The organism is Streptomyces sp. NPDC054975 (genome assembly GCF_053609105.1).
Genome location: NZ_JBSGWV010000013.1, coordinates 52,420 through 79,065 on the forward strand (window position 1 = coordinate 52,420; position 26,646 = coordinate 79,065).

Below are 26,646 nucleotides of genomic sequence, written 5' to 3' on the forward strand. Positions count from 1 at the left end.
TATCCAGGATCATGGATCATGGATCCAGTATTTTGGATCCGATCCGGCTGCTCCGTCAGACGATCCCCTCCTCGATCTCCGCCTCCTCCCGGGCCGTTCCGTAAGCCGACGGTGTGCCGTACGAGCGTCGTGCCACGTACCACCAGACGCTCGCCAGCACGAGGACCACGGCCAGCGCGATGACCGCGTAGTTCATCGAGTCGATCGTCACCGGCGACTTCTGCGGCAGGCAGAAGAGCACGGTGACGAGGGCGACCCAGCCCACGGCGGTCCAGCCGATCGGGCGGCTCCAGCGGCCCAGGCTCCACGGACCCGGCGTGAACCGCTTTCCCGCGCGCAGGCGCAGGTAGATCGGGATCGCGTAGGCGGGCGTGATGCCGATGACGTTGATCGCGGTGACGGCCCCGTACGCGGTGGCGGAGTAGAGCGACGGTACGGCGAGAAGGGCGGCGACGCCGACGGCGAGCCAGACGGCGGGCACCGGCGTCTGCGTACGGCTGCTGACCTTCCGCCAGAGGGCGGAGCCCGGCAGGGCGTTGTCGCGGCTGAAGGCGAAGACCATCCGGCTGGCGGCGGCGACCTCGGCGTTGCCGCAGAAGAGCTGGGCCACGATCACCACGAGCAGCAGCGCGGTGGCGCCGCCCGAACCGAGCGCGTCGAGGAAGATCTGGGCCGGCGGGACGCCCGTGGCGCTGTTCTGCGTGCCCGCGTAGTCCTGGATCGCGAAGGTCAGGCCGGCGAGGAGGGCGAAACCGGCGAGCCACGAGACCCAGATGGCCCGCACGATGCCCTTCGCGGCGCTGACCGAGGCGTTGGAGGTCTCCTCGGAGAGGTGGGCGGAGGCGTCGTAGCCGGAGAAGGTGTACTGGGCGAGGAGCAGGCCGACGGCGGCGACGTAGAACGGGTTGGCCCAGCCGGTGTCGTTGACGAACTCGGTGAAGACGAACTCGGCGGACTGGTGGCGGTCGGGAATGAACGCCAGGGCGCCGACGATCACGGCCACTCCGGCGAGGTGCCACCAGACGCTGATGGAGTTCAGCACGCTGACCAGGCGGACGCCGAAGAGGTTGAGCACGGCGTGCAGCAGCAGGATGGCGAGGAAGATCAGGAAGGTGGATCCGGCGGTGGGAACGATGCCCCACTGGAGGTTGAGGAAGGCGCCGGTGAACAGGGCGGCGCCGTAGTCGATGCCGGCGATCGCGCCGAGCAGGCCGAGCAGGTTGAGCCAGCCGGTGTACCAGCCCCAGCGGCGGCCGCCCAGCCGGTCGGCCATGTAGTACAGCGCGCCGGAGGTCGGGTACGCGCTGGTGACCTCGGCGAGCGCGAGGCCGACGCAGAGCACGAACAGTCCGACGCCCGCCCAGCCCCACAGCATGACGGCGGGTCCGCCGGTGCCGAGGCCGAATCCGTAGAGCGTCATGCACCCGGAGAGGACGGAGATGACGGAGAAGCTGATGGCGAAGTTGCCGAAGCCGCCCATGCGACGGGCCAGGACGGGCTGGTAGCCGAGCTCTCTCAGCCGGGCCTCGTCGTCCTGGCCGCCCGCGTGGGGCCTGCGTGTCGCGTCGACGGGGGCGGTGCGGGACATGCCGGTACCTCCAGGGGTACGAAACGGGCCGGGGGACGTCGGGACGACGGGGGGGGTCAGGGGTCGAGGCAGCGGGCGCGGGCGCGCAGAAAGGTTTCCGTGGCGAGGGCGCGATCGTCGGGGCGGTCGGTGCGGTAGGCCCAGGGCAGCACGGTGTGGTACGGCCCGAGGGCCTCGAAGACACGGGCGGCGTCGGCGAAGCGCTGGGCGCCGAAGAGGGCGTGGGCGAGGTGGTTGAGGTCGAGGAGGGAGGCCTCGTCGGTCGCGCAGAACAGGAACCAGGAGTGCAGGGCGTGGTGGGCGTCGCGGACGGCGTCCTCGGCGACCCAGTGGAGGTCCAGGGCGCGCGTGTGGCCGCGCTCGCGTCGGTAGCGCTCCACACGTACGTACAGCGGCAGGGCGTGCAGGGCCGAGCCGGTGGGGGCCGAAACGGACGCCCACTGCGCGTAGTTGACGGCCTCGGAGAGTGAGCCGGAGCGGCGGACGTAGAGAAACTGGAGCATCCGGTGGTGCGCCTCGCGGTTCTGCGGGTCGCGCCGCTCGCACTCGGCCAGCAGCTCCCACGGGCCGGACGGGAGGAGGGGCGCCGGCGCGGGGAGCCGGTGCTCCGCCATGCGCTGCCGATCGTCCAGGGCGGCGAGGGCGAGGAGGCAGATCCAGGGGACGGGATCGGCGGGGGCGCGTTCGGCGGAGCCGTGGCACGCGGTCCATGCCTCCTGCCACAGTTCGCGGGTGCGGGGGTGGCCGCCCCGGTGGGCGCGTACGGCCCGCTCGACGGCGACACGGGCGTGCATGACGCCCGCGGGGACGCTGTCCGGCTGCTCGGTCCGCCAGGCCTGGACGACGTCGCCACCCGCGGCCACGGTGCCGAGCACCTGGGTGCGCCGCGTCCAGTCGGCCCAGCACTTCGTCTCGTCCAGTAATCGGGCCATGGACACCCAGCGGCCGGTCCGCAGGTCCTGGACCGCGTGGCGCAGGGCGTGGTCGTGGCCCGCCGGATGGTAGACGGGTCGGAAGCCGTGCCCTGCCCTCACGGAGCGGGACGACGTGCGGTGGGTGACATGGCTCCTCGGTGGGTGGGGGGCGGCAACCGTGGGAGGTCGACCCCCGTGGGTGTCCGGCCGTTGATCGGCGATCACTATAGAGTCCGACGGCTGATCCCGATCCGCTTTCGGATCTGACCGTAACTATCCAGCCAAGGAACGAATATGATCGACCGTCATCATCCTCAGGGGGAGCCGACGGATGGACTCCCACGCGCTTGACGGGACGCGGCGCGTGCACCAGTCTTGCCGGTTCCGCGATCAAGGACCGCTGCCCCTTCGAGGACGGGAGTACGAGTGATGACGGGTCCGGTGCTCGCCGTCGACCAGGGAACCTCAGGGACGAAGGCGCTCGTCGTCTGCCCCGAGCGTGGCGTCATCGGGACCGGTTCCGCGCCCGTACGACCCCGCCACCTGCCAGGGGGCCTGGTCGAGGTCGATCCGGCGCAGCTGTACGACTCCGTCGTCGCCGCCGGCCGCGCCGCGCTCGCCGAGGCGGGCACGCCGGTCGCGGCCGTGGGACTGGCCAACCAGGGTGAGACCGTCCTCGCCTGGGACCCGGCGACGGGCGAGCCGCTCACCGACGCGCTCGTCTGGCAGGACCGCAGATCCGAGGATCTCTGCCGCGAACTCGCGGACCATGCCGATGCGTTGAGGGAGTGGACCGGGCTTCCGCTCGATCCCTATTTCGCCGCCCCCAAGATGGCCTGGATCCGTCGGCATCTCACCGGCGCGGGCGTCGTCACCACGAGCGACGCCTGGCTGGTGCACCGCCTGACGGGCGCGTTCGTCACCGACGCCGCGACGGCGGGCCGCACCGGGCTCCTGGACCTGGACTCGGTCTCCTGGTCCACGCCCGCGCTCGACGTCTTCGGCCTGGGCGCGGAACGGCTCCCCCGGGTGATCGACGCGGACACACGTGTCGGCACGACGACGGCGTTCGGTCCAGCGATCCCGCTGACCGGGCTGCTCGTGGACCAGCAGGCGGCCCTGCTCGCGCAGAGCGTCACCGACCCGGGCTCTGCCAAGTGCACCTACGGAACAGGGGCGTTCCTGCTCGCACAGACAGGATCGACGCCCCGTCTGGGCGACTCGGGGCTCGTGAGCTGTGTGGCCTGGCGGCTCCGGGGTCGTACGAGCTACTGCCTGGACGGACAGGTGTACACGGCCGCGTCCGCCGTGCGCTGGCTGACCGACCTCGGGGTGCTGTCGGGGGCCGACCAGCTGGATGCGGTGGGCGGCACGGTGCCGGACAGCGGCGGGGTCACCTTCGTCCCGGCCCTGGCGGGCCTCGCCGCGCCCTGGTGGCGGGGCGACGTGCGCGGCTCGTTGCACGGTCTGGGGCTGGACACGACCGCCGGGCATCTGGTCCGGGCACTCTGCGAGGGGGTCGCCGCGCAGGTGGTGGAGCTGGCCGGCGCCGCGGCTGCCGATCTCGGCCGGCCCCTCACCTCCTTGCGCGTGGACGGCGGGCTCACCCGTTCGGCGCTGCTGATGCAGACCCAGGCGGATCTGCTGCAACTCCCGGTCGAGGTCTCTGCGTTGCCCGACGCCACGGCGCTCGGGGTCGGCACGGTGGCACGGCTCGGGCTCGACCCGGGGCTCGCCGTCCACGAGGCCGTACCGGAGTGGAAGCCGTCGGCCGTCTACGAACCCGCCGTGAGCGGTGCGGAGGCGGCCGAGCGCCTGGGCCGGTTCCGTACCGCCGTCGCGGCGCTCCTCGACGGGGACGCGAGGGCGCCACGCCCATGACGCCGGAAGAGTCGGGGCGGCGGCTCGGGAGGGTGACCCGCGCGGGCACGCTTCCGGACACCTCGGCGCCCGGCGCGGAGTACGACGTCGTGGTGGTCGGCGCCGGGGTGGTGGGCTGCGCGGTCGCGCGCGAGCTGGCCCGACGGCCGCTGAGGGTCGCGCTGGTCGAGGCGTCCGGCGATGTCGGCGAGGGCACGTCCAAGGCCAACACCGCGATCCTGCACACGGGTTTCGACGCCGTGCCCGGTTCGCTGGAGGCGCGGCTGGTACGGGACGGACAGCGCCTGCTCCTCGACTACGCGCAGGAGACGGGCATTCCCGTCGAGCCGCTCGGAGCGCTGCTCGTCGCCTGGGACGAGGAGCAGCTGGCGACCCTCCCCCGTCTCGCCGACAAGGCCGTACGCAACGGCCATCGCACGACCCGCGTCGTGGGCCCCGACGAACTGCGTACGCGCGAGCCGCACTTGGGGCAAGGCGCGCTCGGAGCACTGGAAGTGCCGGGCGAGTCGATCATCTGCCCGTGGACGACGACCCTCGCGTACGCCACCCAAGCCGTGCGCTCGGGGGTGGACCTGCATCTCAACTGCCGTGTGGAGAAAGCCGCTATGGGGAGCCCTCATCGGCTGATCACGCCCCGTGGAGTCCTGCGCGCCCGCCACGTCGTCAACGCTTGCGGGCTCTACGCGGACCGTTTCGACGCCCTGTTCGGGCGGCGGGACTTCACGGTGACACCGAGACGCGGCCAGTTGATCGTCTTCGACTCCTTCGCCCGCGCCCTCGTCCGCCACATCCTCCTGCCCGTGCCGGGCGCACTCGGCAAGGGAGTCCTGGTCGCACCGACGGTGTACGGGAAGGTGCTGCTCGGTCCCACGGCGGAGAACCTCGACGACCGGACGGCCACCGGGACGACCGCCGAGGGCCTTGCGGCCCTGCGCGCCCAGGGGCGCCGCATCCTGCCCGCGCTCCTCGACGAGGAGGTGACCGCGGTCTACTCGGGCCTTCGGGCCGCCACCGAGGACGACGACTACCGGTGTGCCGCCCACCCCGGGTCGCGGTACGTCACGGCGGGCGGCATCCGGTCGACCGGCCTGACCGCCTCCCTGGCGATCGCCGCGCACGTGGTGGAGCTGCTCGCGGAGTGCGGCCTCGCGCTCGGGGCGGAGCGTCCGCTCGCCCCGGTCCGGATGCCGAACCTCGGCGAGGCCTTCCCGCGCCCGTACCAGGACGCCGAACTCATCGCACATGAGCCTGAGTTCGGCGCGATCGTGTGCCACTGCGAGCGAGTGACGCGGGGCGAGATCCGAGCCGCGCTCGCCTCGACGATCCCGCCGGCTTCGCTGGACGGCCTGCGGCGCCGTACGCGGGCGCGGGGCGGCCGATGCCAGGGCTTCTCCTGCGGGGCGGCGGTCCGGTCGATGTTCGAGGAGGGGACTTGGCGGCCGTGGACGGAGCGCTGAGCGGGTTCGGGGACGGGGTCGCGGACGCGATCGCCGCCCGGCCGGCGAACCGTTTCGCCGGCCGGGCTGTGGAACGGTCCGTCGACGTGCTCGTCGTCGGCGCGGGACCCGCCGGGCTCGCCTCGGCGGCGCGGCTCGCCTCCCTAGGCGCCGGCCGGTACCGGGTCGAGGTCGTGGAGCGAGAGCAGGAGGCCGGCGGGGTGCCGCGCCACTGCGGGCACGGCGGTTTCGGCCTGGTCGACTTCGGACGCCCGCTGGACGGACCGGGTTACGCCCGCCGACTGGCGCGCGCGGCGCGCGGGGCGGGAGCCACGGTCCGTACGGGCGTGTCGGTGACCGGGTGGGCCGGACCGCTCACGCTGGACGTCACGGCTCCGACCGGCCTGGAACGGATCACGGCGCGGGCGGTGGTCCTGGCGACCGGCGCGCGCGAACGGCCGCGCAGCGCACGGCTGGTGCCCGGGACGCGACCGGCCGGAGTGCTGACGACGGGCGAACTCCAGCAGTCCGTGCACCTGTACGGCGTCCGGCGGGAGCGGCTCGGGCGGCGCGCCGTCGTGATCGGCGCCGAACCGGTGGCCCACCACGCGGTGCGGGCGCTCCGGGGGGCCCAGGTGGACGTCGTGGCGATGGTCACCGAACAGCCCCACGGGCTTCGGCGTTGGGAGAGGTTCCCGTCTCCGCCACTGCTGACCGGCGCGACCGTGACCGAGCTGGTGGGCCGAGGCCGGCTCACCGGCGTCCGCGTCCACCACGACGACGGCCGGGACGGGGTGATCCGTTGCGACACGGTCGTGTTCACCGGCGACTGGATTCCGGAGCACGAGCCGGCCCGCATGGGTGGCGTGCCCTTGGACGCGGGCACACGGGGACCCTCGGTCGACGCAGCCCACCGCACCGCCACGGCAGGCGTCTTCGCCGCGGGGAACGTCCTGCGTGGGGTCGAGTCGGCAGGGGTCGCGGCGGCCGAGGGGCGGGCCGCCGCGGACGCCGTCCTGCGGTACCTGTCGGGCGAGCCCTGGCCGGTCACGGCGGTACCGGTACGGCCGGAGGGCCCGGTGCGGTGGGTGGCCCCGAACCGGCTGACGTACGGGACGGGTCCGCGCCCTTTCCCGACGGCGGACGAGACCGGCCTGCGTCCGTTCCTGCTCCGGGCGCGTGAGCCGTTGGCGCGGCCGCTCGTGGAGGTGGTTCAGGGCGGTCGGGTCCTGCACGTCGGCCGGGTCGTGGGGACGGCGTGGCCGCATCGCTCGGTGCGTATGGCCGCCGGATGGGCGCGCGAGGTCGATCCGGCGGGCGGGCCGGTGACGGTGCGGGTCCGCACGTGACCTGCCAATGGCCTGGGCCACTGGCAGGTGCCCCCACCCGTTGACCGCCGCGTCACCTCACCCCATCCTCGTGGTCATGTTCATGACCGAACATGAGGGCGGAGAACCCGTCCAGTTCCGACACGGAGGTGTCATGGTCCGGCGCATGGTCAGATCCCTGCTCGCCACACTCATGGTGGTGGCCGCCGCCCTCGCGGGAACGGTCGCCACGTCCGGCACGGCGCACGCGGACGAGTGCTACACCTGGGGCCGTACGCTCTCCTCGGGCATGTCCGGGGCGGACGTGACACAACTGCAGATCCGGGTGGCCGGATACCCCGGCTACGGCGCCGTGCTCGCCGTCGACGGCGACTACGGCCCCGCGACCAAGGCCGCGGTGACCCGCTTCCAGCAGGCGTACGGGCTCGCCGCCGACGGCGTCGCGGGTCCCGCCACCTTCTCGAAGCTGTACGCCCTCCAGGACGCGGACTGCACGCCGGTCCACTTCACCTACGCCGAGCTCAACAAGTGCAACGGCGACTTCTCCGGCGGCGCCGTCAGCGCGGCCACCGCGAAGTCCAACGCCCTGCGGGCGATGTGGAAGCTGGAGGCGCTGCGCCACGCGCTGGGCGACGTGCCCATCTCCGTGAGCAGCGGCTTCCGCTCGCACGCATGCAACGCGGCGGTCGGCGGCGCCTCCGACAGCCGCCATCTGTACGGCGACGGCATCGACCTGACGGGGTCGCCGTCGCTGTGCACGCTCGCGAAGCAGGCGCGCAACCACGGCTTCAACGGGATCCTCGGCCCCGGCTACCCGGGCCATGGTGACCACACGCACGTGGACACCCGCGCCTCGCGCTTCTGGTCGGCAAGTAGCTGCGGTATCTGACCCGCTACGCGACACTGGGCGGTATGCCGGACAAGCGCAGCGCTGGGCTCCTTCTCTTCCGCCGAACGGCGGACGGTGGTTTCGAAGTGCTCATCGGCCATATGGGCGGGCCCTTCTGGGCGTCGAAGGACGTCTCCGCCTGGTCGATCCCGAAGGGCGAGTACGGCCCCGAGGAGACACCGGAGGCCGCCGCCCGCCGCGAGTTCGAGGAGGAGCTCGGCCTGCCGGCGCCGGACGGCGAGCAGATCGCGCTCGGCGAGGCCCGGCAGGCGAACGGAAAGACCGTCACGATCTGGGCGGTCGAGGCGGATCTCGACCCGACCCGGGTCGTGCCGGGCACGTTCACGATGGAATGGCCGCGCGGCTCGGGGGCTCTGCGGGAGTTCCCGGAGATCGACCGGGTCGGCTGGTTCGCCCCGGAGGCGGCCGCTCCGCTGCTCGTGGCGGGTCAGCGGACCTTCCTCGATCGGCTCTCCCAGTGGCTGGACGGGCGGGGCGAAGCCTGATTGTCAGACCCGTACGAGAGGGTGGAGGTCGCCAACCTGTCGAGAGGGAGCCCGACATGACCACGATCTCCGCCCCTGAGCGCGCAGCCGCCCAGGCGTACCTGCGTCTGCTGGAGTCCACGCAGGCCGTGCTGACCGATCCGCACCTCGTGCCCTACGCGGCGGCGATGCTCACCCACCCCATGGCCGAGGCCGACGAGGCGCTGCGTGCGGCGGGCCTGTCGGGGAACGAGGCGCGGCTGCTGCACGTCGTGTCCGCCCTGCGCGCCTGCCCCGCGGGCGACCTCGGCCGGACGGGGTGAGGGGTCACGGAGCGGGCGGCCAGTCGGGGGCCGGGTCCGAGGGGAGCAGTGGGCGCAGGGCCCCCACCGCCGCTCCGATACAGGTGTCGCGCAACTCCGTGCGGCTGCACGACTCCCGCGTGAGCCAGTCGACGCACAGGACCTGGACGAACACCAGCCATGCCTTCAGCGCCGCGGAGACGGCGTCATGCGTCCGCCCGTCGGCGAGCGGGAGGACACCAAGCAGACGTGAGCGCAGGGCGTCGAGTTCGTCCGCCATGATCGTCTGGACGACGGGGTCCCCCGCCAGCACCCGGTTCGCGGCCAGTACGGCATGGCGATTGGCGACGAAGTAGTCGAGGTGGGCGTCCAGGCCTTGAGTGAGCTGTTCGACCAGCGTCGCCTCCGGATCGAACCGGGTCGCCGCGAGCAGGCGGTCGGCCGCCTCCTGATAGACCGCCGCGAAGAGGGCGTGCTTGCTCGGGAAGTGCCGGTAGAGCAGGGCACGGGACACCCCGGCCTCCCGGGCGACGTCCTCCATCAGCACGTCGTCGTACGGGGCGGTGGCGAAGAGCCGGGCGCCGACGGCGAGTAGTTGGGCGCGGCGGTCGGCGGGCGTCAGACGTCGGCGGGGCGGCACCCGCTCAGATTACTTGACATGTGTCTACCAGCACCGCCTACCCTGCCTTAGTAGATGCATGTCAACTAAGGGGGTGGAGTCATGGCCAAGGCACTCCGGGCCTTCGCATGGGTGATGGGTCTCGCCTGTGCGGCCATCGGGCTGTTCCATGTGGCCGGCGGCAACGCCGCGATTCCCGGCGAGGCGGACGCGGGCCCGACCATCGACAGCCTCGGCCGGTTCCTCGGCGCCATCTTCGCCGGGTACGGGCTGGTCTGGCTGTGGGCGGCCCGGCAGGACCCCGTCCCGGCGCGCGTGGTGCGGTGGCTCGCCGCGGTGTTCCTGCTCGGCGGCATCGGGCGCCTGCTGTCCCTCGCGGTGCACGGCTGGCCGCACCCTCTCCAGGTGGTGCTGGCCGTGCTCGAGTTGGTCCTCCCGCCTGTCTGGTTCTGGCTGGCCGACGCTGACGAGCGCGCGAACCGCGAGCGCGCCCTGGCGCATACGGCCTAGGCCCGTCGCAGGCCTGTCATGACGCGGCGGGCGCCGGGACGCGGGCGGCCGGCGGCTGACGGCTGACGGCTGACGGCCGGCTTGCCGGCGGCCGGCGGCCGTCAACTCGTCCACCCGCGGGCGGAGTCGGGCCGCTCCTGGCGGGGCGGGCGCGGGTGGCGGCCGAGGAGCTCCGCCAGCCCCCGGCGGGTGGTGGCGACGAGGACGCGGTCCCCCGCGCCGAGGACACGGTCGGGCTCCAGCTGCCAGACGAGTCCCGCCGCATGCCTGCCGAGAGGCGCCGAACCGGTGGCGCGGGCGATGATCCGCCAGGCCCCGGGGCGGAAGGCCTCGGCCACCGTACGGCCGTCAAGGAAGGGGTTGCCGCCCGCTTCCACGGCCGCGAAGAGCAGCACGCGGCGCTCCACCGGGATGGCGCCCAGGATCTGGCGGCCCATCATGGCGCCCGCGAAGGCGGGGGCGGCCAGGTGCGAGACGCTGCGGCTGCGGGTCAGCGCCTCGGGGTGGGCGGCCCGCAGGGTCCGGTAGACGGCGGTGGCGAAGTCGTCGTCGTAGAGCCGCAGCGCCACCCGGAGGTCCGGTTTGACGGAGCGGGCGGAGAGCGCGGCCTCCAAGTTGGTGATGTCGATGCTCGTCAGTGCGAGCAGGGCGTGGGCGCGGTGGACCCGGGCGGCCTCCAGGACGCCCTCCTCGGTGACGTCGCCGATCACGGTGGGCACGCGCAGCCGGCGGGCGAGCGCGATGCCGCGCGCCTCCGGGTCGGACTCGACGCAGACCACCGGGATGTCGAGGCGGCGAAGCCGGGCGAGGACGCGGGTGCCGACCTTGCCGAGGCCCAGGAGCACGACGTGCCCGGAGAGACCACGGGGCGGGCGGCGCAGCGAGGTCGCGCTGCGGAACGTACCGAGGGCCTCCAGGATGCCCGCGATGAGGACCGGCATCAGGAGGAGGCCGACGAAGCCGGCGAGGATCTGCAGGACCTGTCGGCCTGTCGTCTCCTCGACCGCCGGGTCTCCGATGGCGAAGAGGTCGAGGAGGGTGAGGTAGGCGGCGTGCAGGGGATGGTCGCCGGTGGTGAGCCAGGTCGCGAGGGCGATCGCCCCGACGGCGGCGGTGACGCCCGCGAGCGACCATCGCAGCCGGCGGGAGAACAACGAGCCGACGGGCAGGGCCGAGGTGGCGAACCGCTTGGCGGACAGGGTGGGGCCGGCGTAGGTGATCGCTTCGAGGGCGACCGTGCCGCGGCCGGGGGCGGCGGCGACGGCCCGGTCGTCGGGCAGCAGGAGCGGGCCCTGGGCGCCGCTGTGTTCCGAGCCCTCGACGCCGGCCGGGTCGTTGGTGGTCGCCGACAGCAGCGCCAGCGTGCAGAGCCCGGGGTCGGCGACCTCGCCACGGGCGGGCGGCGTCCGCTCGACGGCGTGCAGCAGCAGTCCGCCGGCCTGCACGACCTTGCTCGTTCCGGCGACGGCGGTGGCCGCGAGGGCGGGGGCCGCCGTGTCCGCGTCGGAGAGCACGGTGGTCGCCGCGTCGAGCTCCTTGGGGTCGAGGCCGGGCTCCGCGACGGTCGCGGCCTGGTCCAGGAGCGTCTCCAGGTGCTGGCCGAGCTTGCGGTTGTAGAGCCGGATGACCAGACGCAGCCTCGGGTTGAGGCGGCGTGCGGCGAGGGCGGCCCGGATGTTGGTCTCGTCGTCGTCATGGACGAGGGCGAGCGCGGAGGCGCGCTCCACTCCCGCGTCGATCAGCACGCCCTCGTCGACCTCGGCCGTCTCGACCATCCGGATCGACCGGCCCTCGGGCGCCCCGCGCTGGTCGGCGACGGTCGTACGCGTCATCGCGGCCGTCACCCGGCCGAAGAGGGAGGCGGCACGCCCCGCGCGACCTGAGCGCGGCTGCGGCTCGTCGCTCCGCGCGGGGACGAGGAGGGTGATCCGTTCGCCGTACACGTCGTGCAGCTCGTGGGCGAGGCGGTGGGCGAGGACGTCGTCACCGCAGACGATCATGTGGCCGACGGGGCCGGGCGGCGGCAGCCGCTCGGCCCGGAGGGCGGGCGCGCCGAAGGGCGTGCCCTGCGGATCGGCGGTGGGCGGCCGCTGCGCGGGCTCCGGCGGAACAGGCGTGCTCTGGTACGGAAGTGAGGACACGTCACCAGCATGCCGTGCGCCACCGACAGTCCGGCCACCGCCCACGTCCCGGCTTCCGGAGCCCGGCCGTCCGCACCGTCTCGCGGACGCACGGGGGTCGGCCCTCGCCCCGACCGCACGGCGCTCGGGCCATCGCGGCCGGCGACGGGGACGTCCGGAGGCCCTGATCGTCGAACCCGGCTCGTCGCCCCGGCGCCGCCCGGACGACACGCGCCGTACGCCGGTCGGCGCACTTCGTTCTGCGCGGGCCGGTCCGGCTTTCTACGGTGGCTGAATGATCGTCATGTCAGCTGCCCGTCACGCTGCCGTCGGTGCCACGGCGCTGCTGCTCGTGCTGCCCCTGCCGACGGCGACGGCATCTCCCGTCACCGAACCCTCGCCTCCTGTCGAACGCTTCATCGACACGTCCCGGCTGCACCGGTCCGGCACGCAGGTCCAGCCGCTGCCCGGCGCGCCGGACGCTCCGTCCTCCGTCTCCGCACTGTCCTGGCTGGTGGCGGACGCCTCCACGGGCGAGGTCCTGGCGGCCCGCAACGCGCACCGGCGACTGCCGCCCGCCAGCACCCTGAAGACCCTGTTCGCCGTGACCGCGCTCCCCCACATCGATCAGGAGGAGCGCCACACGGTCGCCGAGTCGGAACTGCGGGGGATCGGCAGCGGCAGCAGCCTGGTCGGGGTCAAGCCCGGATTCACGTACAAGGTCTCCGACCTGTGGAGGGGCGTCTTCCTCAGTTCGGGGAACGACGCGGTGCGGGTGCTGGCGGCGATGAACGGCGGCTGGGAGTCCATGGCCCGTCAGATGCAGCTGAAGGCCCGCGCGCTGGGGGCGCATGACACCCGCGTGGTGTCCCCGGACGGGTACGACGCACCCGGGCAGGTGTCCTCGGCCTACGACCTGGCGATCTTCGGACGGGCCGGGTTGCAGGACCCGGCCTTCGTCCGCTACTGCTCCACGCCGTACGCGGACTTCCCGGCGGGTGGCTGGTCGTACGGCATCCGCAACACCAACCGGCTGCTGACCGGGGCGGACGGCGTGAGGCGCTATCCGGGGCTGATCGGCGTGAAGAACGGTTACACCAGCCATGCGGGCAACACCCTGATCGCGGCCGCGCGGCGCGGCTCGCGAACGCTGGTCGTGTCGGTGATGAACCCGCAGTCCGGCGGGGGGTTCACGGTGTACGAGGAGGCGCGGAGGCTGCTGGACTGGGGCTTCGACGCGGCGGGCCGGGTCCAGCCGGTGGGTTCCTTGGCCCCCTACCCCGAGCGGGACCGGTCGAAGGACCTTCAGGTGAAGGAGGCTGCCGAGAAGGCGAAGAGGGGCAGGGACGAGGGCGCGGAGAAGGCTGCGAAGAGAGGCGCGGAGGAGGCCGCGGGGAGGCCCGGGGGGAAGGAGGCGGCGAAGGGGTCCGTCCCGCAGGCGGGCCCGGAGGCCGGCTCGAAGGCCAATCCGGAAGCCGGTCCGCAGGCCGGTCCGGACGGGACCACCCAGCGGACGGGGGCGGCGGCGGTCTCCGACGACATGGCCGCGCTCGCCGCACCCGAACGGGCTGTTCGTCCCGAGGACATTCCCTCGGGCCCCTGGGCAGGCCTTCCGCTGGCCCTGGTGGGGGCGTCCCTCGGCGCCGCGCTCTCGCTCTGGGTCTGGCGCCGCCGGTCGGCCGGGCGGGACGGCGGGGGCATGTGACGCCGGTCGCGCGGCGTGCACGAGACCGGGGCCGCACGCCACAGGCCCCGGAGAACGCCGCGCGACAGGTCCCCACTCCCCCGGTCAGGCGGTCAGGAAGTCCCCGAGCAGCGTGGCGAACTCCTCCGGAGCGACCAGGCGGACGCCCAGCTCCTCGGCCTTGGCCCGCTTCGACCCTGCCTTCTCGCCCGCGACGACGAGCCCGGTGCGCCGGGACACGCTGGAGGAGGACCTGCCTCCGGCCCGCTCGATGAGTTCGTTCATCTGGTTGCGGCTCAGGTCTCCGAGCGGCCCGGTCATGGCGCCGGTGACGACCACCGAAAGCCCCGCGAGCGGGCCCGCCGGGGTGACGGAGACAGCAGCGGCGGCCGCCTCGACGCCGGAGACCGCGTCCGTACCGGCTGAGGCGGTGTCCGTCCCGGACGCGGTCCCCGGCGGGGGCATCGGGGTGGCTCCGGGCTCGGTCATGTTCACCCCGGCGGCGACGAGCTTGTCGACGACCGGGCCGAGCTCGGCCAGCTCGGCCACGATGACCGGCGCCTTCTCCGCCCCGATGCCGTCGACGCTCCGCATCGCCTCCTCGTCGGCCGCGCGGACGGCGCCCATGGTCGCGAAGTGGCGGGCTATCCGGCGGGACATGGAACGGCCCGTGCCCCGGATACCGAGGGCGCACAGGACGCGGGAGAGCGGTCGGGTGCGAGCGGTGGCGAGCGCGGCGAGGAGGTTGTCCGCGCTGGTCTCGCCCATCCGCTCCAGGCCGAGAAGCTGCTCGCGGGTGAGGGTGAAGAGATCGGCCACGTCGGCGACGAGTTCGGCGTCGACCAGCTGGACGATACGGGTCGTGCCGAGCCCCTCGATGTCGAGCTGGTCGCGGCCGACGGCGTACGAGAGGGAGGCCACGAGGTGGCAGTTGCGGCCCCGGACGCACCGCCAGCGCTGCTCGCTGCGGTCGATCTCGGCACCGCACTGCGGGCAGGCCTCCGGGAACGCGATCGGCACCTCCTCCCCGGTCCGCAGGTGGGCGACCGGTGCCTCGACCCGGGGGATGATGTCGCCCGCCTTGTACACCATCACCCGGTCGCCGAGGCGCAGATCGCGGCGGGTGATGTCCGCGGGGTTGTGCAGGGTGGCGTACGTGACGGTGCTGCCGTCGATGTCCACCGGCTCCAGGACGGCGCGCGGCGCGATGACGCCCGTGCGGCCCACGTTCCACTCGACGGCGAGGAGCCGGGTGACCTTCTCCACGGCCGGGAGTTTGTACGCGATCGCCCAGCGCGGCGCCCGCGAACCCTCGCCCGCCTCGCGTCGGTCGGTGGCCAGGTCGGCCTTGACGACGATCCCGTCGATCCCGAACGGCAGTTCCGCCCGGAGGGCCGCTATCTCCTCGACCCTGGCCAGGACCTCGGCCACGCCGGTGGCCGTCCGGCCTGGAACGGCGGTGGCACCCGAGGTGTGCAGCCCGAGGGCGACGGCCCGCGCGAGCAGCTCGCTGTGCGCCGCCTCGCCGAGACCGGCCACGCCGACGCCCCCGTGCGCGCCGGCGTCCTCCCCCGCGCCCACCCGGCCGTCGCCGCCCGGCGCTTCCAGCGGCAGCAGGTCGTAGGCGAAGAAGGTCATCTCGACCCTGTACGGCCGGTCCTTGGCGCGCAGGGTGCCCGCGGCCGCGTTGCGGGGGTTGGCGAACGGCTCGCCGCCGTGGGCCACCCGGACCGGGTTGGCGGCCTCGAACTGCTCGGTGGTCATGAGCACTTCGCCGCGGACCTCGACCGTGACGGGCTCGGTGAGCCGCTCCGGCAGCCCGACGATCGTCCCGATGGCGTGCGACACGTCCTCCCCGGCCGTACCGTCACCACGGGTCACGAGGCAGGCGAGCCGCCCCTCTTCGTAACGCGCGGCGATCGCGAGTCCGTCGAGCTTGGGCTCGACGCTCCACCGCTCGACGGTCCGGCCGATCCGGCGCTCCAGCGAAGCCACCCAGGCGGTGAACTGCTCGCCGGAGAAGACGTTGTCGAGCGAGAGCATCGGCCGCGTGTGCGGGACGTCCCCGGTCGCAGCGCCCCCGGCGACCTTGCCGGTCGGGGTGTCGGTGCGCACCTGCTCGGGGTGGTCGGCCTCCCAGGCCGCTATCGACCGGGCGAGGTGGTCGTAGGCGTCGTCGTCCAGCGGGGACGTACCGCCCGCGTAGTAGGCGGCAGCGGCCTGCTGTGCATCCTCGACCGCACGCGCGTACGCGGCGGCATCGGCGAGAACCGGAGTCGTCGTCATGAGGACCATCGTGCCGGGCACCACTGACAACGGGTCTCGACCGCCACCGAGGCTCGACCGGCCACGCGGCCCGTCGGCCGCGCCTCCGCGTCAAGGCAGAGGTGTCGAGGCAGGGGCTCAGTTCGGCCAGGTTCCCTTCAGGCGGCGCGACCAGCCGATGACCAGCCGCAGCAGGCCGGACAGGGTCAGCACCCACGCGACCGCGAAAGCCCAGATCAGGGCGGGTTCGCCGGTCGAAACCGCGAGGACGAGCAGCCCCAGGGTCAGGAGACCGAGTGCGGAGACGACGAGGGCCGGCGCGTGCCGGCGGCCCGGGCTGCCGGGCACAGGCCCCCTCGCCCGCTTCCGGCGCATCGTGCGCAGGCCGCGCTCCAGGGAGACGTCCTCGCTGAGTTGCTGCTCGATCTCGGCCAGGATGCGCCGCTCACGCTGCGAGAGACGGGCTTCGCCCATAGCCGGACACCTCCACCTGAACGCAGTACCCCTTCCTCCCGGGCGGTACCCGCGCAGGACCCCGGAACACACCCGAGGACCCACCGGGCACGAGGCCAGAACGGTAGAATCCTGTGCGAACGCGATCATTCCGGACAGCCACCGAGTGGAGGGACGGCAGGGAGTCGTGACGACGTCCGCGGCGGGACCGGAGGGTCCCGGCATGACCGGCCTCTCGGCCGAGAACAGGCGACTGCGCGCCGAACTCACCCGCCGGCATCTGATCGATCTGGCCACCGGGGTCCTCGCCGCACAGCTCGGCGCCTCCCCCGCCGACGCGGCCGAACACCTGGCCGCCCTCTCCCACGCCACCGGCCTCGGCGTCGAGGACCTCTCCGCCGACATCGTCAACGGTGTCGCCGGCCCGTCCGGGTCACAAGGCGCCGCCCTGCGGGCGGAGCCCGCCCCGGCCGAGCCCGTCGTCTTCAGCACCCCCGACGAGCGGCGCGCGCGGCGGGCGGCGTCCGAGGCCGAGACGACGGACACGGTCGGCGAGGCGGCACACGCCCTGCTGGAGGGCGGACTCGTCCCCCTGGGCGCGGAGTGCCTCTGGCTCTGGCGGCGCGACGCGTGGGGCTGTCTGCGGCTGGCCGGGCACGCGGGCGTAGGAGCCGCGGAGGCGGCGGCCTGGCAGTGGATCCCACCGGCCGCGCCGCCCGTCTTTCGCTCGGTGCTCGCCGACGGCGCCCCCGTCTGGCTGGACGACGGCCCCGAGACCGGGGAGGTGCTGCCGGGCCCGGCGCACCGTTCGGCGCGGGCGGTCCTCGCCCTGCAGTCGCGCGGGGCGACGGTCGGCCTGGCCCTGGTCGCCTGGCCGGGGCCCGTCGTCTTCGACGCGGCCCTCAAGAGGGCGCTGGTGGGGCTGATCGACGTCGCGGGCACCGTCCTCGACGCGGCCGACTCGCCCTCCTCGGCCGTTCCGGGCCTGGTGGACGTCCTGGACGCCCTCGTCCACCCGGCGATGCTGCTGCGGCTGGCCCCACCACCGTCGGCACCCACCTCGCCGCCCCCTTCGTCGCCGACCGCACCGACGACTTCACCACCCACCTCACCGCCGACGGTCGAGCACCTCAACGACTACGCCGTCGCGGCCCTCGGAGGCGCGCCACCGGCCGAGGACCGGTCGCTGGCGCTCGCCCTCCCCCGGCTCCACGCCGACCTCGCCCATCTGGCCAGGCGCGCCCTCCGGACGGCCCGGACCCAGCGCGTGGCACGGCTGCCGGCATCGGCGCCGACGGGGCCCGCGGACCAGGTCGACGACGACTCCACGACGCTGCTCGACGTACGCGTGCTGCCGGCCGGGGCGGAGCGGGCGGTCGTGCTGTGGCACGCCGCCACCGATCCGGGGCTCGCGTCGGAGCGCGCGGTGTCCCGGCTGCAGAGCGTGGCCCTGTTCCAGGACAGCCTGACCGACGGCGGCGCGGTGTGGTCGGAGCAGGCGTACGCCCTCTTCGGCCGGGCCCGTGACGAGCCTCCCGTACCCCTGCTCGGGATGCGGGGACTGGTGCACCCGGAGGACGGGGAGGCGCTGACCGACCTGCTCAAGACGCTGACGGAGCGCCGTACCGGGGCGCAGACGGTGCTGCGGATCATTCTCGGTGACGGAACGGTCCGGCACGTCCGGGTGGCGGCCGAGCCGCTCCTCGACGCCGGAGCGGTCACCGGCTTCGCCGGGGTGTACCAGGACGTGTCCGCGAGCCGCCGCGTCGAGGCGGCGCTGAACGCGACGTTCGACCAGTTGACGGCGGTACGGACCCGGGCGGAGCTCCGGCACCAGATCGCGCTCCAGCTCCAGCAGGCGATCGTGCCCGAGGTGCCGGACCTCCAGGAGTTCCCGGGCCTGGTGGTGGCGGCCCGGTACCGGCCTGCGGCCGAGGAGTACCGCGTGGGCGGCGACTGGTACGACGTCCAGCCGCTGCCCTCCGGGAAGGTCCTCGTCGCGGTCGGTGACGTCGCCGGCCACGGCATCGAGTCCGTGACCGGCATGGTGGCCCTGCACAACGCGCAGCGCGGCCTTGCCTGTACGGGGGAGTCGCCGCGGCGGCTGATGGAGTGGCTCAACGAGGTGACGCTGCGCACGAGCGGGTATCCGACGGCGACGGCGGTCTGCGCGCTGTACGACCCGGCGGAACGGGAGTTGGTCTGGTCGAGCGCGGGGCACCTGCCGGTGCTTCTCGTACGGGACGGGGAGGCGCGGCTGATCGACCCGCCGCAGGACGTCCTGCTGGGCGCCGTGCCCTCGTACGCGTACGAGGAGCGGAGGACCTCGCTGCAGCCGGGGGACACCCTGCTGCTGTACACGGACGGCCTGATCGAGCGCCGCCACGACGGCCTGGACGAGGGGCTCGCCCGGCTGGCCGCGCAGGCCGAACTCCTCAGTGGCTACCCGCCGAACGAGCAGGTGGCACGGCTCCTGGAAACCGCCGGCGGCGACACGGACGACGACACGAGCATCGTGGCCGTGCTCGTACGGTGACGCCGGGCGCGGGCCTGCTCGGCCGCTGTGCTCGTACAGGGGCAGGCGGGGTGCGCCTGCTCGGCCGCGTGCTCGCGCGGTCGCCCGGCGCGGCCTGCGCGACCGCCGTGCTCGTACGGTGACGGGCTGGACGGGCTGCTCGGCCGCCGTGCTCCTACGCGAACGGCTGGGCGGGTTTCGGTGCCTCGCGAGGTCAAGGGGTGGGGCCGGTCAGCCACTGCCGCACCTTGGCCATCAGCTCGTCGGCGTCGACCGGCTTGGCGACGTAGTCGCTGGCGCCGGCGGCGAGGGCGCGGGCGCGGTCGCCCGGCATGGCCTTGGCGGTGACGGCGATGACCGGCAGGTGTCGGCGGCCGGGGAGGTCGCGGATCGCCTCGGTGGTGGCGTAGCCGTCCATGCCCGCCATCATCACGTCCATCAGGACGAGTTCGACCTCGTCGTGCGTCTCCAGGAGGGCGAGTCCCGCCTTGCCGCTGTCGGCCTGGAGGACGTGGACGCCGTGCCGTTCCAGCACCTCGGTGAGCGCGTAGACGTTGCGCACGTCGTCGTCGACGACGAGGACGGTACGGCCGGAGGTCGTGGGGTCCTGGTGGGGGCCGGTGCGGAGGGTTCCGGGCGCTCCGGTGGCGCGGTCGGTACCGGCGGCGGGCCGTCCTTCGCCCGACTCCCCGGCGCCCGCCCAATCCGGGGCCGTGGGCCCGGCGGTCGCGAGGTAGAACGTGAAGGCGCTGCCCTGGCCAGGTGTGGAGCGGACCTCGATCGCGCCGCCGAGGAGCCCGGCCACCTCGCGGCTGATGGAGAGCCCGAGTCCGGTGCCGCCGTAGCGGCGGGCCGTGGTTCCGTCGCCCTGCTGGAAGGCGCCGAAGATCTCTTCGAGGCGCTCGGGGGGGATGCCGACCCCGGTGTCGCTGACGCGGAAGGCGAGCACGGGTGCGTTCCCGCGCAGTTCGAGGGGCGGTTCGTCCGGGTCGGCGTACTCGATGATGAACTCCACCGCGCCCGAGTCGGTGAACTTCAGGGCGTTGGAGAGCAGGTTGCGCAGGATCTGCCGCAGCCGCGACTCGTCGGTGGTCAGTTCCTCCGGAACGTCCGAGGAGACGGTGATGGAGAAGGCCAGGCCGCGCTCGTCGGCCACGGGTCCGAAGGTCGCCTCCAGGTACTCCAGGAGCTGGTGGAGCCCGAAGCGCTCGGGCCGGATGTCCATCTTGCCCGCCTCGACCTTGGACAGGTCGAGGATGTCGTTGATCAGCTGGAGGAGATCGGAGCCGGCGGAGTGGATGACCTCGGCGTAGTCGACCTGCTTCTCCGTCAGGTTCCCTTCCGGGTTCTGGGCGAGCAACCGGGCCAGGATCAGCAGGCTGTTGAGCGGGGTGCGCAGCTCGTGGCTCATGTTGGCGAGGAACTCGGACTTGTACATGGAGGTCCGGGAGAGCTGCTGCGCACGCGCCTCCAGTTCCTGGCGGGCCTGCTCGATGACGAGGTTCTTGGACTCGATGTCCTTGTTGCGGTCCGCGAGGAGGGCCGCCTTCTCCTTCAGCTCGGCGTTGGAGCGCTGGAGTTCCTTCTGGCGCGCCTGCAACTCCTGTGAACGCGAACGCAGTTCGTCGGTGAGCCGCTGCGACTGGCCCAGGAGTTCGTCGGTACGGAGGTTGGCGACGAGGGAGCTGACGACGGCGCCCGCGGTCTCCACGAACCGTTCGAGGAAGTCGCGGTGGAGTGCGGTGAAGGGCTGGAGCGAGGCGAGTTCGACGGCGCCGAGGACCTGGTCCTCCACGACGATCGGGAGGATGACCAGCATGGCCGGTTCGCCGGAGCCGGCTCCGGAGGCGATGGTGGCGTAGCCGGCCGGCACTCCCTCCACGACGAGGGTGCGGCGGTCGCGCGCGGCCTGGCCGACGAGGGACTGGCCGAGGCGGAAGCGGCGGGGTGGGGCGTCCGGGTCCTCGGGGGCCCCGTAGGAGGCGGTCACGACGAGTTCGGTGCCGCGCTCGTCGTGGCGGGCGAGGAAGAAGGCGCCGTACTGGGCGGAGACCAGCGGGGGCACCTCGGTCATGATGAGGTCGGCGATGTCCGGCAGGGTGCGGGTGCCTTGCATGAGGCCGGCGAGCCGGGCGATGTTGGTCTTGAGCCAGTCCTGCTCCTCGTTGGCGCGGGTGGTGGCGCGCAGCGACTCGACCATCGCGTTGATGTTGTCCCGCAGGTCGCCGACCTCGCCTGGGGCCTCGACGGTGATCGAGCGGGTGAGGTCTCCCTCGGCGACGGCGCTGGTGACCTCGGCGATGGCCCGGACCTGGCGGGTCAGGTTCCCGGCGAGTTCGTTGACGTTCTCGGTGAGGCGCTTCCAGGTGCCGGAGACGCCCTCCACCTCGGCCTGGCCGCCCAGTTGGCCTTCCGTACCGACCTCGCGGGCCACCCTGGTCACCTCGGCGGCGAAGGATGAGAGCTGGTCGACCATGGTGTTGATGGTGGTCTTGAGCTCCAGGATCTCGCCGCGCGCGGAGACGTCGATGCGGCTGGTGAGATCACCCTGGGCGACGGACGTGGTCACCTGGGCGATGTTGCGGACCTGGTTGGTCAGGTTGTCGGCCATGGAGTTGACGTTGTCCGTGAGGTCCTTCCAGGTGCCGGAGACGCCGTGGACGGTGGCCTGGCCGCCGAGTTTGCCCTCCGTACCGACCTCGCGGGCGACCCGCGTGACCTCCTCGGCGAAGGAGGACAGCCGGTCGACCATGGTGTTGATGGTCTCCTTCAGCTCCAGGATCTCGCCTCGGGCGTCGACCCGGATCTTGCGGGTGAGGTCGCCCTGGGCGACGGCGGTGGCCACCTGGGCGATGGAGCGCACCTGGGAGGTCAGGTTGTCGGCCATCGTGTTGACGCCGGAGGTCAGTTCGCGCCACACCCCGCTGACGCGCGGCTCGCGGGCCCGCCCGCCGAGCAGGCCCTGCCCGCCGACCTCTCCCGCGACGCGCGTGATCTCGGACGTGACCAGGGAGAGCTGGTCGACCATGTCGTTGTAGACCGCCGCGATCTCGCCGAGGACGCCACCGGCGGACTCCGGCAACCGCACGGACAGGTCGCCGTCCCGGACCGCGGTGAGCCCGGCGAGAAGCCGGGCGAGCCCGTCGTCGGGGGATCGGGGGTCGCGGACCTGATCGTCGGGGAGGCGACCGTCGCGGCTCTGGTCGTCGGGGAGGCGACCGTCGCGGTGGTCGTCGCCGAGTCGGTCGTCGCCGAGTCGGTCGTCGCCGAGTCGGTCGTCGGTGAGTCGGTCGTCGGTGAGTCGGTCGGGTGGCACGCGCGGCTCGTCGGACGCGGCCGCCCGGTGGGAACTCTCCATCGCGGTCCTCCCGCTGCGCGGAGGGGTACGTGTCCGGTACGCGACCGGATCCGGTACGCGGCGGGGCCGGTACGCGGCCGGGGTGGCCGGATCGGGCCCCGCTTCTCCACTCTAGGCACGGCCCGGCGTGGCGGCACCGCCGGTGATCTATGAGGTCGGCCCCGAGACAAGCACGCCGGTGCCTCCGGGCACGCCCGGGGGCGGGACCACCACGGGGTCTACGGGCCCGCCTGGGAGGCGGGACAGACGCGGGGGCCTACGGGCCTGACTGAGAGGCGGGACCGCCACGGGGGTCTACGGGCCCGCCTGGGAGGCGGGACAGGCGCGGGCGTACAGGCACGGCCCCCATCTGGTGGGCCTCAGCTTTGGCCGGCCTCAGCCGCGTCCGGTGGGCCTCAGCGGCGTCCGCCGTCTCTAGACGCGGCCGAGCGCCGGGGCCGCGTCCGGGATCTCGAGCTCGAACCAGACCGCCTTCCCCTGCCCGCGCGGCAGCCACCCCCAGGCGGTCGAGAGCCGTTCGAGCAGGTAGAGGCCGTGCCCGGAGGGTCGGCTCGCCACGTGCGGGCCTCGCGGGCGGGGGCGTACCGGGCTGCTGTCGCTCACCTGGACCCAGAGCCGCCCTCCGGAGCCGTCGAGGCGCAGCTCGTACGGTCTGCCACCGTGCGTGCACGCGTTGGTCACGACCTCCGACACCAGCAGCAGCACGTCCTCGACGAGCACATCCCGCGCATCGCCGACCGGGCCGAACCAGTCCCGCAGTGCCTGCCGGACGAGGTCGCGGCACTCCCCCACTACCCCCGGGCCCTCCCGAAGCTCGTAGCGGCGGGCGAGCCCGGCGTCCTCGCGTTCCGTCGTCGCCATAGAATGCCGCTTCCCGGACATACGGTGTCAAACCCCCCATTCAGGGAATGCTTCTCTCTGAACGCTCGAACGACGGAGCCCCCGCCGCCCGACTTGGCGGCGAAGGCTCGCCCAACCCGTCGAGGAAGCCTCATGTCCACGCCACGGAACCATCTCGTCACCACCCGCACAGAGGCGGATCCGGCTGCCGTGCGCGAGCGCGCGCTGGACGGTCTGCCCGAGGTCGACCGGCCCACCGAGGTGAGCACAGGCGACGCCCAGGCGCTCTCGACCGCGCTCTTCGCCCGGCTCGAGGGCCTGGAGGAAGGTACGCCGGAGCACGCGTACGTACGGAACACGCTGGTCGAGCTGAACCTCAGCCTGGTGAAGTTCGCGGCCCGCCGCTTCCGGAACCGAGCCGAGCCGACGGAAGACATCATCCAGGTCGGCACGATCGGCCTGATCAAGGCGATCGACCGGTTCGAGACGGGCCGGGACGTGGAGTTCTCGGCCTTCGCGCTGCCCACGATCGTCGGCGAGATGAAACGTTTCTTCCGTGACACCAGCTGGGCGGTCCAAGTGCCGCGCCGCCTCCAGGAGCTGCGCATCGACCTCGCGAAGGCCGTCGACACGCTGGAGCAGCGTCTGGGCAGGCGCCCGACCCGGGCGGAGCTCGCCGCCCATCTGCACCTCGACGAGGAGAGTGTGGCGGAGGGCGAGCAGGCCTCCAACGGGTATGTCGCCCGGTCGCTCGACACCCCCACCGGGGAGGACGAGACGACCGTGACGGCGGGGGCCCGGCGGCTCGGGGCGGAGGAGCGGGCCTTCGAGCTGATCGACGCGCTGGAGTCGCTCAAGCCGCTGATCGCGGAGCTCGACGCGCGGGACCGCCGGATCCTGGAGCTGCGCTTCGGTGAGGAGCTGACCCAGGCGCAGATCGGCGAGCGGCTCGGCCTCTCGCAGATGCACATCTCCCGTCTCCTCGCCCGCGTCCTGGACGAACTCCGCACGGGCCTCCTGGAGGACGGACCGGAACGGGTCAGCGGCGGTTGATCTCCAGCCAGACGACCTTGCCTTGACCGCGTGGTTCGGAGCCCCAAGCTCCTGCCAGGCGGTCAAGGACCATCAGGCCGTGCCCGCCGGGGAGCGAGGGTGCTCTGGGCTGCCGTCGCCTCGGGTGCTCGGGGCTGGCGTCGGAGACCTCGACCCGCAGGTGGTCGTCGCGGTGGCGCAGGACCAGTTCCTCGGGGCCGTCGGCGTGCAGGCAGGCGTTGGTGACCACCTCGGAGACCAGCAGCAGGACGTCCTCGGCCCGCTCCCGCCCCTCGTCGTCCTCGGCCGGCATCCACCCCCAGTCGCCGAGCGCCTCCGCCGTGAAGTCACGGCAGCGCATCACGACGCCCTTGGTCCCGAACAGCATCAGCCGCCGGACCTGGCCCTCGTCCACGGCGTTCCCGCCCACGACTCCCTCCGCCATCCCGCGCCTAACCGCCCGCCTGCCCGTCGGTGAGCGCCTCGGTCACGTTGTCGTACACGCGGAACACGGTCCGCGCACCCGTGATCTCGAACATCCGGGAGACGGGCGGTCGCAGTCCGGCCAGTTCCAGCCGGCCACCGGCCTCCAGCGCCTGGAGCCGGGCCCGTAGCAGCACGTTCAGCCCGGTCGAGTCGCAGAAGTGCAGCTGCTCGCAGTCGACCAGGATCCGAACCGCGCCGTTCTGTTCCTCCAGCGCGTGCCGCAGCGTGTCCGCCGTGTCGTGGTCGAGTTCCCCCGTGAGGGAGAGCACCACGGCACCGGGCTGCGGGCCGGGCTCGGCCGTGACGGCGAAGCGCTCCGAGGCCATCGGGTCACCCGCCTCCCTTCCTGCTCGTACAGGGGTCTACCCCACTCATGCCCAGGAACGCACCGTTTGCCCCATTGAGGCCCTGGCGCGGGCGGTCGGCGGCGGGCCACGGGCCACGCCGCCGAATGCGGCCGGTCAGGAGCCGGGGAGCCGTTCCAGCGTCTGGCGGGGCGCGGGGCTCGCGCCTCCGACGTATCGTTCGGCGGCGTGTACCGCCTCGCGCGCGGTCCGCTCCCCCATCAGCACGCACAACGTGTACGCGGTGTCCTCGAAGCGGCGGCGGATCGACAGGTCGCAGGGCCTGGCCAGGACCCCTCGTTCCTGGGCCCGGTAGTGCCGCAGCAGCCGGTCGACCGTGTTCCTGTCAGGCATCAACATCATGTCCTCCTGGCGCGACCCCCTCCCTCCGTCGCTCCATATTCAGGTCGACGCGTCACCCGCGCGACCCATGCGAACACGGTCCGTCACGGACCCGCTCCGGCGTGCGCTCGCGGCCGAGATGGCGGAAGGTCGATTGCATGAAGGCGAGTGAGGGGTTGAAGGTCGTCGTCACGGGTGCGACGGGAAACGTCGGGACGAGTCTGCTCCGGCTCCTGGAGCGGGAGCCGCAGGTCACCTCCGTCCTCGGTCTCGCCCGTCGCAGACCCACGCTGTCGCTCGAGAAGACCGAGTGGGCCGAGGTGGATCTGTCGCTGGAGGGCGACGAGCCACGACTCGCGCGGTACATCGAGGACGCCGACGCCGTCGTCCATCTCGCCTGGGCCTTCCAGCCGACCCACGAACCGGCCCAGACCTGGCGGACCAACGTCCTCGGGGCGCTGCGCGTCTTCGACGCGGTGGCGGCGGCCCACGTACCGGCGCTGGTGTACGCCTCGTCCGTCGGCGCCTACTCCCCGGGGCCCGGGAACGGGGCTCCCGTCTCGGAGGCCTGGCCGACCCATGGCTGGCCCGGCGCCGCGTACACCCGTGAGAAGGCGTACCTGGAACGCGTCCTGGACACCTTCGAGCGCGACCACCCCCAGACCCGGGTGGTGCGGATGCGTCCCTGCTTCCTCTTCAAGGAGGAGTCGGCCAGCGAGCAGCGGCGGATCTTCGCGGGCCGGTTCTTCCCGGGCTGGCTGATGCGTCCGGAACTGCTGCCGCTCCTGCCGGAGTTGGACGGGCTGCGGTTCCAGGCGATGCACACCGACGACGCGGCCGACGCCTATCGCCGGGCGCTCGTACGGGACGTCCGGGGCGCGTTCAACATCGCCGCCGACCCGGTCGTCGACACGGCCGTGCTCGCCGGACTCCTGGACGCCCGGCCCGTGAAGGTGCCGACCGGGGCGGTACGCGGTCTGCTCTCGACGGCCTGGCGGCTACGGGTCGCCGCGGCCTCCCCCGACCTCTTCGACGCGGTCCTGAGACTGCCGTTGCTGGCGACCGAGCGGGCCCGTCGGGAGCTGGAGTGGGAGCCGTCGCGGACCTCGCTGGAGGCCTTGAGCGCCTTCCTTCAGGGTGTACGGGCGGGCAGCGGCGACGCGACGGACCCGCTCACGGGGCGCCGCGTGGGGTGACGGCACCGCGCCGGGACGGTTCTCGTGCGCCTCCTGGCGTACGAAACGGTCACGGAGGT

22 protein-coding genes are annotated in these 26,646 nt (G+C 73.2%); 11 read left to right on the forward strand and 11 right to left on the reverse strand.

What is annotated here, in order from left to right:
• Positions 1-55 precede the first annotated feature (55 nt).
• Together ACWF79_RS15300 and ACWF79_RS15305 are read right to left on the reverse strand one after the other, a co-directional pair.
• Positions 56-1,588 (reverse strand): amino acid permease, encoded by a 1,533-nt coding sequence (locus ACWF79_RS15300; protein ID WP_453728586.1) that lies wholly within the window; start codon positions 1,586-1,588, stop codon positions 56-58.
• 56 nt (positions 1,589-1,644) lie between these two features.
• A complete protein-coding gene (locus tag ACWF79_RS15305; RefSeq protein ID WP_453728587.1) occupies positions 1,645-2,622 on the reverse strand; it encodes a hypothetical protein in 978 nt (325 codons plus the stop codon).
• Between the two features lie 309 nt (positions 2,623-2,931).
• Here ACWF79_RS15305 and ACWF79_RS15310 point away from each other — a divergent pair, with 309 nt between their 5' ends.
• The 6 genes from ACWF79_RS15310 to ACWF79_RS15335 all read left to right on the forward strand — a co-directional run bounded on the left by ACWF79_RS15310 (position 2,932) and on the right by ACWF79_RS15335 (position 8,844).
• Positions 2,932-4,383, forward strand: a complete 1,452-nt coding sequence (locus tag ACWF79_RS15310) for an FGGY family carbohydrate kinase (protein ID WP_453728588.1) — start codon at positions 2,932-2,934, stop codon at positions 4,381-4,383.
• Positions 4,380-5,840 carry an FAD-dependent oxidoreductase gene (locus ACWF79_RS15315; RefSeq protein ID WP_453728589.1) on the forward strand — a complete coding sequence of 487 codons (1,461 nt, stop codon included), beginning with the start codon at positions 4,380-4,382 and terminating at the stop codon, positions 5,838-5,840. Before ACWF79_RS15310 ends, ACWF79_RS15315 begins: the two co-directional genes overlap by 4 nt.
• Before the next feature lie 68 nt (positions 5,841-5,908).
• The gene (locus ACWF79_RS15320; RefSeq protein ID WP_453728651.1) at positions 5,909-7,168 is read left to right on the forward strand and encodes an NAD(P)/FAD-dependent oxidoreductase; all 1,260 of its coding nucleotides are present in this window, start codon (positions 5,909-5,911) and stop codon (positions 7,166-7,168) included.
• 133 nt (positions 7,169-7,301) lie between these two features.
• Positions 7,302-8,036, forward strand: a complete 735-nt coding sequence (locus ACWF79_RS15325; protein WP_453728590.1) for a D-Ala-D-Ala carboxypeptidase family metallohydrolase — start codon at positions 7,302-7,304, stop codon at positions 8,034-8,036.
• Positions 8,037-8,059: 23 nt separating this feature from the next.
• Positions 8,060-8,542, forward strand: a complete 483-nt coding sequence (locus ACWF79_RS15330) for an NUDIX domain-containing protein (RefSeq protein ID WP_453728591.1) — start codon at positions 8,060-8,062, stop codon at positions 8,540-8,542.
• 56 nt (positions 8,543-8,598) lie between these two features.
• Positions 8,599-8,844: a hypothetical protein gene (locus tag ACWF79_RS15335; RefSeq protein ID WP_453728592.1), complete on the forward strand. Its 246-nt coding sequence runs from the start codon at positions 8,599-8,601 to the stop codon at positions 8,842-8,844.
• 4 nt (positions 8,845-8,848) lie between these two features.
• Here ACWF79_RS15335 and ACWF79_RS15340 read toward each other — a convergent pair whose 3' ends face one another.
• Positions 8,849-9,463 carry a TetR/AcrR family transcriptional regulator gene (locus ACWF79_RS15340; RefSeq protein ID WP_453728593.1) on the reverse strand — a complete coding sequence of 205 codons (615 nt, stop codon included), beginning with the start codon at positions 9,461-9,463 and terminating at the stop codon, positions 8,849-8,851.
• Between the two features lie 81 nt (positions 9,464-9,544).
• Here ACWF79_RS15340 and ACWF79_RS15345 point away from each other — a divergent pair, with 81 nt between their 5' ends.
• Positions 9,545-9,952: a DUF4345 domain-containing protein gene (locus ACWF79_RS15345; protein WP_453728594.1), complete on the forward strand. Its 408-nt coding sequence runs from the start codon at positions 9,545-9,547 to the stop codon at positions 9,950-9,952.
• Positions 9,953-10,053: 101 nt separating this feature from the next.
• On the opposite strand, the gene ACWF79_RS15350 is transcribed toward ACWF79_RS15345, so the two are convergent.
• A complete protein-coding gene (locus tag ACWF79_RS15350) occupies positions 10,054-11,952 on the reverse strand; it encodes an NAD-binding protein (RefSeq protein WP_453728652.1) in 1,899 nt (632 codons plus the stop codon).
• Positions 11,953-12,367: 415 nt separating this feature from the next.
• Here ACWF79_RS15350 and ACWF79_RS15355 point away from each other — a divergent pair, with 415 nt between their 5' ends.
• Positions 12,368-13,777 (forward strand): serine hydrolase, encoded by a 1,410-nt coding sequence (locus ACWF79_RS15355; protein ID WP_453728595.1) that lies wholly within the window; start codon positions 12,368-12,370, stop codon positions 13,775-13,777.
• A gap of 84 nt (positions 13,778-13,861) precedes the next feature.
• On the opposite strand, the gene ligA is transcribed toward ACWF79_RS15355, so the two are convergent.
• Both ligA and ACWF79_RS15365 read right to left on the reverse strand, forming a co-directional pair.
• Complete coding sequence (gene ligA / locus ACWF79_RS15360; RefSeq protein ID WP_453728596.1) at positions 13,862-16,051, reverse strand: NAD-dependent DNA ligase LigA; 2,190 nt, start codon at positions 16,049-16,051, stop codon at positions 13,862-13,864.
• Between the two features lie 108 nt (positions 16,052-16,159).
• Positions 16,160-16,495 (reverse strand): DUF3040 domain-containing protein, encoded by a 336-nt coding sequence (locus ACWF79_RS15365; RefSeq protein ID WP_453728597.1) that lies wholly within the window; start codon positions 16,493-16,495, stop codon positions 16,160-16,162.
• Positions 16,496-16,661: 166 nt separating this feature from the next.
• On the opposite strand from ACWF79_RS15365, the gene ACWF79_RS15370 reads away from it, so the two are divergent.
• Positions 16,662-19,010, forward strand: coding sequence for a SpoIIE family protein phosphatase (locus ACWF79_RS15370; protein ID WP_453728598.1), 2,349 nt, complete (start codon positions 16,662-16,664; stop codon positions 19,008-19,010).
• A gap of 193 nt (positions 19,011-19,203) precedes the next feature.
• Here the strand turns inward: ACWF79_RS15370 and ACWF79_RS15375 are convergent, their stop codons facing one another.
• Together ACWF79_RS15375 and ACWF79_RS15380 are read right to left on the reverse strand one after the other, a co-directional pair.
• Positions 19,204-22,347: a HAMP domain-containing protein gene (locus ACWF79_RS15375; protein WP_453728599.1), complete on the reverse strand. Its 3,144-nt coding sequence runs from the start codon at positions 22,345-22,347 to the stop codon at positions 19,204-19,206.
• Positions 22,348-22,761: 414 nt separating this feature from the next.
• Complete coding sequence (locus tag ACWF79_RS15380; protein WP_453728600.1) at positions 22,762-23,208, reverse strand: ATP-binding protein; 447 nt, start codon at positions 23,206-23,208, stop codon at positions 22,762-22,764.
• Between the two features lie 132 nt (positions 23,209-23,340).
• On the opposite strand from ACWF79_RS15380, the gene ACWF79_RS15385 reads away from it, so the two are divergent.
• The gene (locus ACWF79_RS15385; protein WP_453728601.1) at positions 23,341-24,240 is read left to right on the forward strand and encodes a SigB/SigF/SigG family RNA polymerase sigma factor; all 900 of its coding nucleotides are present in this window, start codon (positions 23,341-23,343) and stop codon (positions 24,238-24,240) included.
• Here ACWF79_RS15385 and ACWF79_RS15390 read toward each other — a convergent pair.
• From ACWF79_RS15390 to ACWF79_RS15400, 3 genes are all read right to left on the reverse strand, one after another.
• Positions 24,227-24,607: an ATP-binding protein gene (locus ACWF79_RS15390; protein ID WP_453728653.1), complete on the reverse strand. Its 381-nt coding sequence runs from the start codon at positions 24,605-24,607 to the stop codon at positions 24,227-24,229. The two genes, ACWF79_RS15385 and ACWF79_RS15390, sit on opposite strands and share 14 nt — an antisense overlap.
• 64 nt (positions 24,608-24,671) lie before the next feature.
• Complete coding sequence (locus ACWF79_RS15395; protein WP_453728602.1) at positions 24,672-25,031, reverse strand: STAS domain-containing protein; 360 nt, start codon at positions 25,029-25,031, stop codon at positions 24,672-24,674.
• 135 nt (positions 25,032-25,166) lie between these two features.
• The gene (locus ACWF79_RS15400) at positions 25,167-25,409 is read right to left on the reverse strand and encodes a DUF5133 domain-containing protein (RefSeq protein WP_453728654.1); all 243 of its coding nucleotides are present in this window, start codon (positions 25,407-25,409) and stop codon (positions 25,167-25,169) included.
• 140 nt (positions 25,410-25,549) lie between these two features.
• On the opposite strand from ACWF79_RS15400, the gene ACWF79_RS15405 reads away from it, so the two are divergent.
• Positions 25,550-26,587, forward strand: a complete 1,038-nt coding sequence (locus tag ACWF79_RS15405) for an NAD-dependent epimerase/dehydratase family protein (RefSeq protein WP_453728603.1) — start codon at positions 25,550-25,552, stop codon at positions 26,585-26,587.
• The last annotated feature ends 59 nt before the right edge of the window (positions 26,588-26,646 follow it).

Excerpts from the sequence above, each read along its gene's own strand:
- ACWF79_RS15300 (WP_453728586.1), bottom strand. The coding sequence starts at position 1,588 with ATGTCCCGCACCGCCCCCGTCGACGCGACACGCAGGCCCCACGCGGGC.
- ACWF79_RS15310 (WP_453728588.1), top strand. The coding sequence starts at position 2,932 with ATGACGGGTCCGGTGCTCGCCGTCGACCAGGGAACCTCAGGGACGAAG.
- ACWF79_RS15315 (WP_453728589.1), top strand. The coding sequence starts at position 4,380 with ATGACGCCGGAAGAGTCGGGGCGGCGGCTCGGGAGGGTGACCCGCGCG.
- ACWF79_RS15325 (WP_453728590.1), top strand. The coding sequence starts at position 7,302 with ATGGTCCGGCGCATGGTCAGATCCCTGCTCGCCACACTCATGGTGGTG.
- ACWF79_RS15330 (WP_453728591.1), top strand. The coding sequence starts at position 8,060 with ATGCCGGACAAGCGCAGCGCTGGGCTCCTTCTCTTCCGCCGAACGGCG.
- ACWF79_RS15335 (WP_453728592.1), top strand. The coding sequence starts at position 8,599 with ATGACCACGATCTCCGCCCCTGAGCGCGCAGCCGCCCAGGCGTACCTG.
- ACWF79_RS15345 (WP_453728594.1), top strand. The coding sequence starts at position 9,545 with ATGGCCAAGGCACTCCGGGCCTTCGCATGGGTGATGGGTCTCGCCTGT.
- ACWF79_RS15350 (WP_453728652.1), bottom strand. The coding sequence starts at position 11,952 with ATGATCGTCTGCGGTGACGACGTCCTCGCCCACCGCCTCGCCCACGAG.
- ACWF79_RS15355 (WP_453728595.1), top strand. The coding sequence starts at position 12,368 with ATGATCGTCATGTCAGCTGCCCGTCACGCTGCCGTCGGTGCCACGGCG.
- ligA (WP_453728596.1), bottom strand. The coding sequence starts at position 16,051 with ATGGTCCTCATGACGACGACTCCGGTTCTCGCCGATGCCGCCGCGTAC.
- ACWF79_RS15365 (WP_453728597.1), bottom strand. The coding sequence starts at position 16,495 with ATGGGCGAAGCCCGTCTCTCGCAGCGTGAGCGGCGCATCCTGGCCGAG.
- ACWF79_RS15375 (WP_453728599.1), bottom strand. The coding sequence starts at position 22,347 with ATGGAGAGTTCCCACCGGGCGGCCGCGTCCGACGAGCCGCGCGTGCCA.
- ACWF79_RS15380 (WP_453728600.1), bottom strand. The coding sequence starts at position 23,208 with ATGGCGACGACGGAACGCGAGGACGCCGGGCTCGCCCGCCGCTACGAG.
- ACWF79_RS15385 (WP_453728601.1), top strand. The coding sequence starts at position 23,341 with ATGTCCACGCCACGGAACCATCTCGTCACCACCCGCACAGAGGCGGAT.
- ACWF79_RS15390 (WP_453728653.1), bottom strand. The coding sequence starts at position 24,607 with ATGCTGTTCGGGACCAAGGGCGTCGTGATGCGCTGCCGTGACTTCACG.
- ACWF79_RS15395 (WP_453728602.1), bottom strand. The coding sequence starts at position 25,031 with ATGGCCTCGGAGCGCTTCGCCGTCACGGCCGAGCCCGGCCCGCAGCCC.
- ACWF79_RS15400 (WP_453728654.1), bottom strand. The coding sequence starts at position 25,409 with ATGTTGATGCCTGACAGGAACACGGTCGACCGGCTGCTGCGGCACTAC.
- ACWF79_RS15405 (WP_453728603.1), top strand. The coding sequence starts at position 25,550 with ATGAAGGCGAGTGAGGGGTTGAAGGTCGTCGTCACGGGTGCGACGGGA.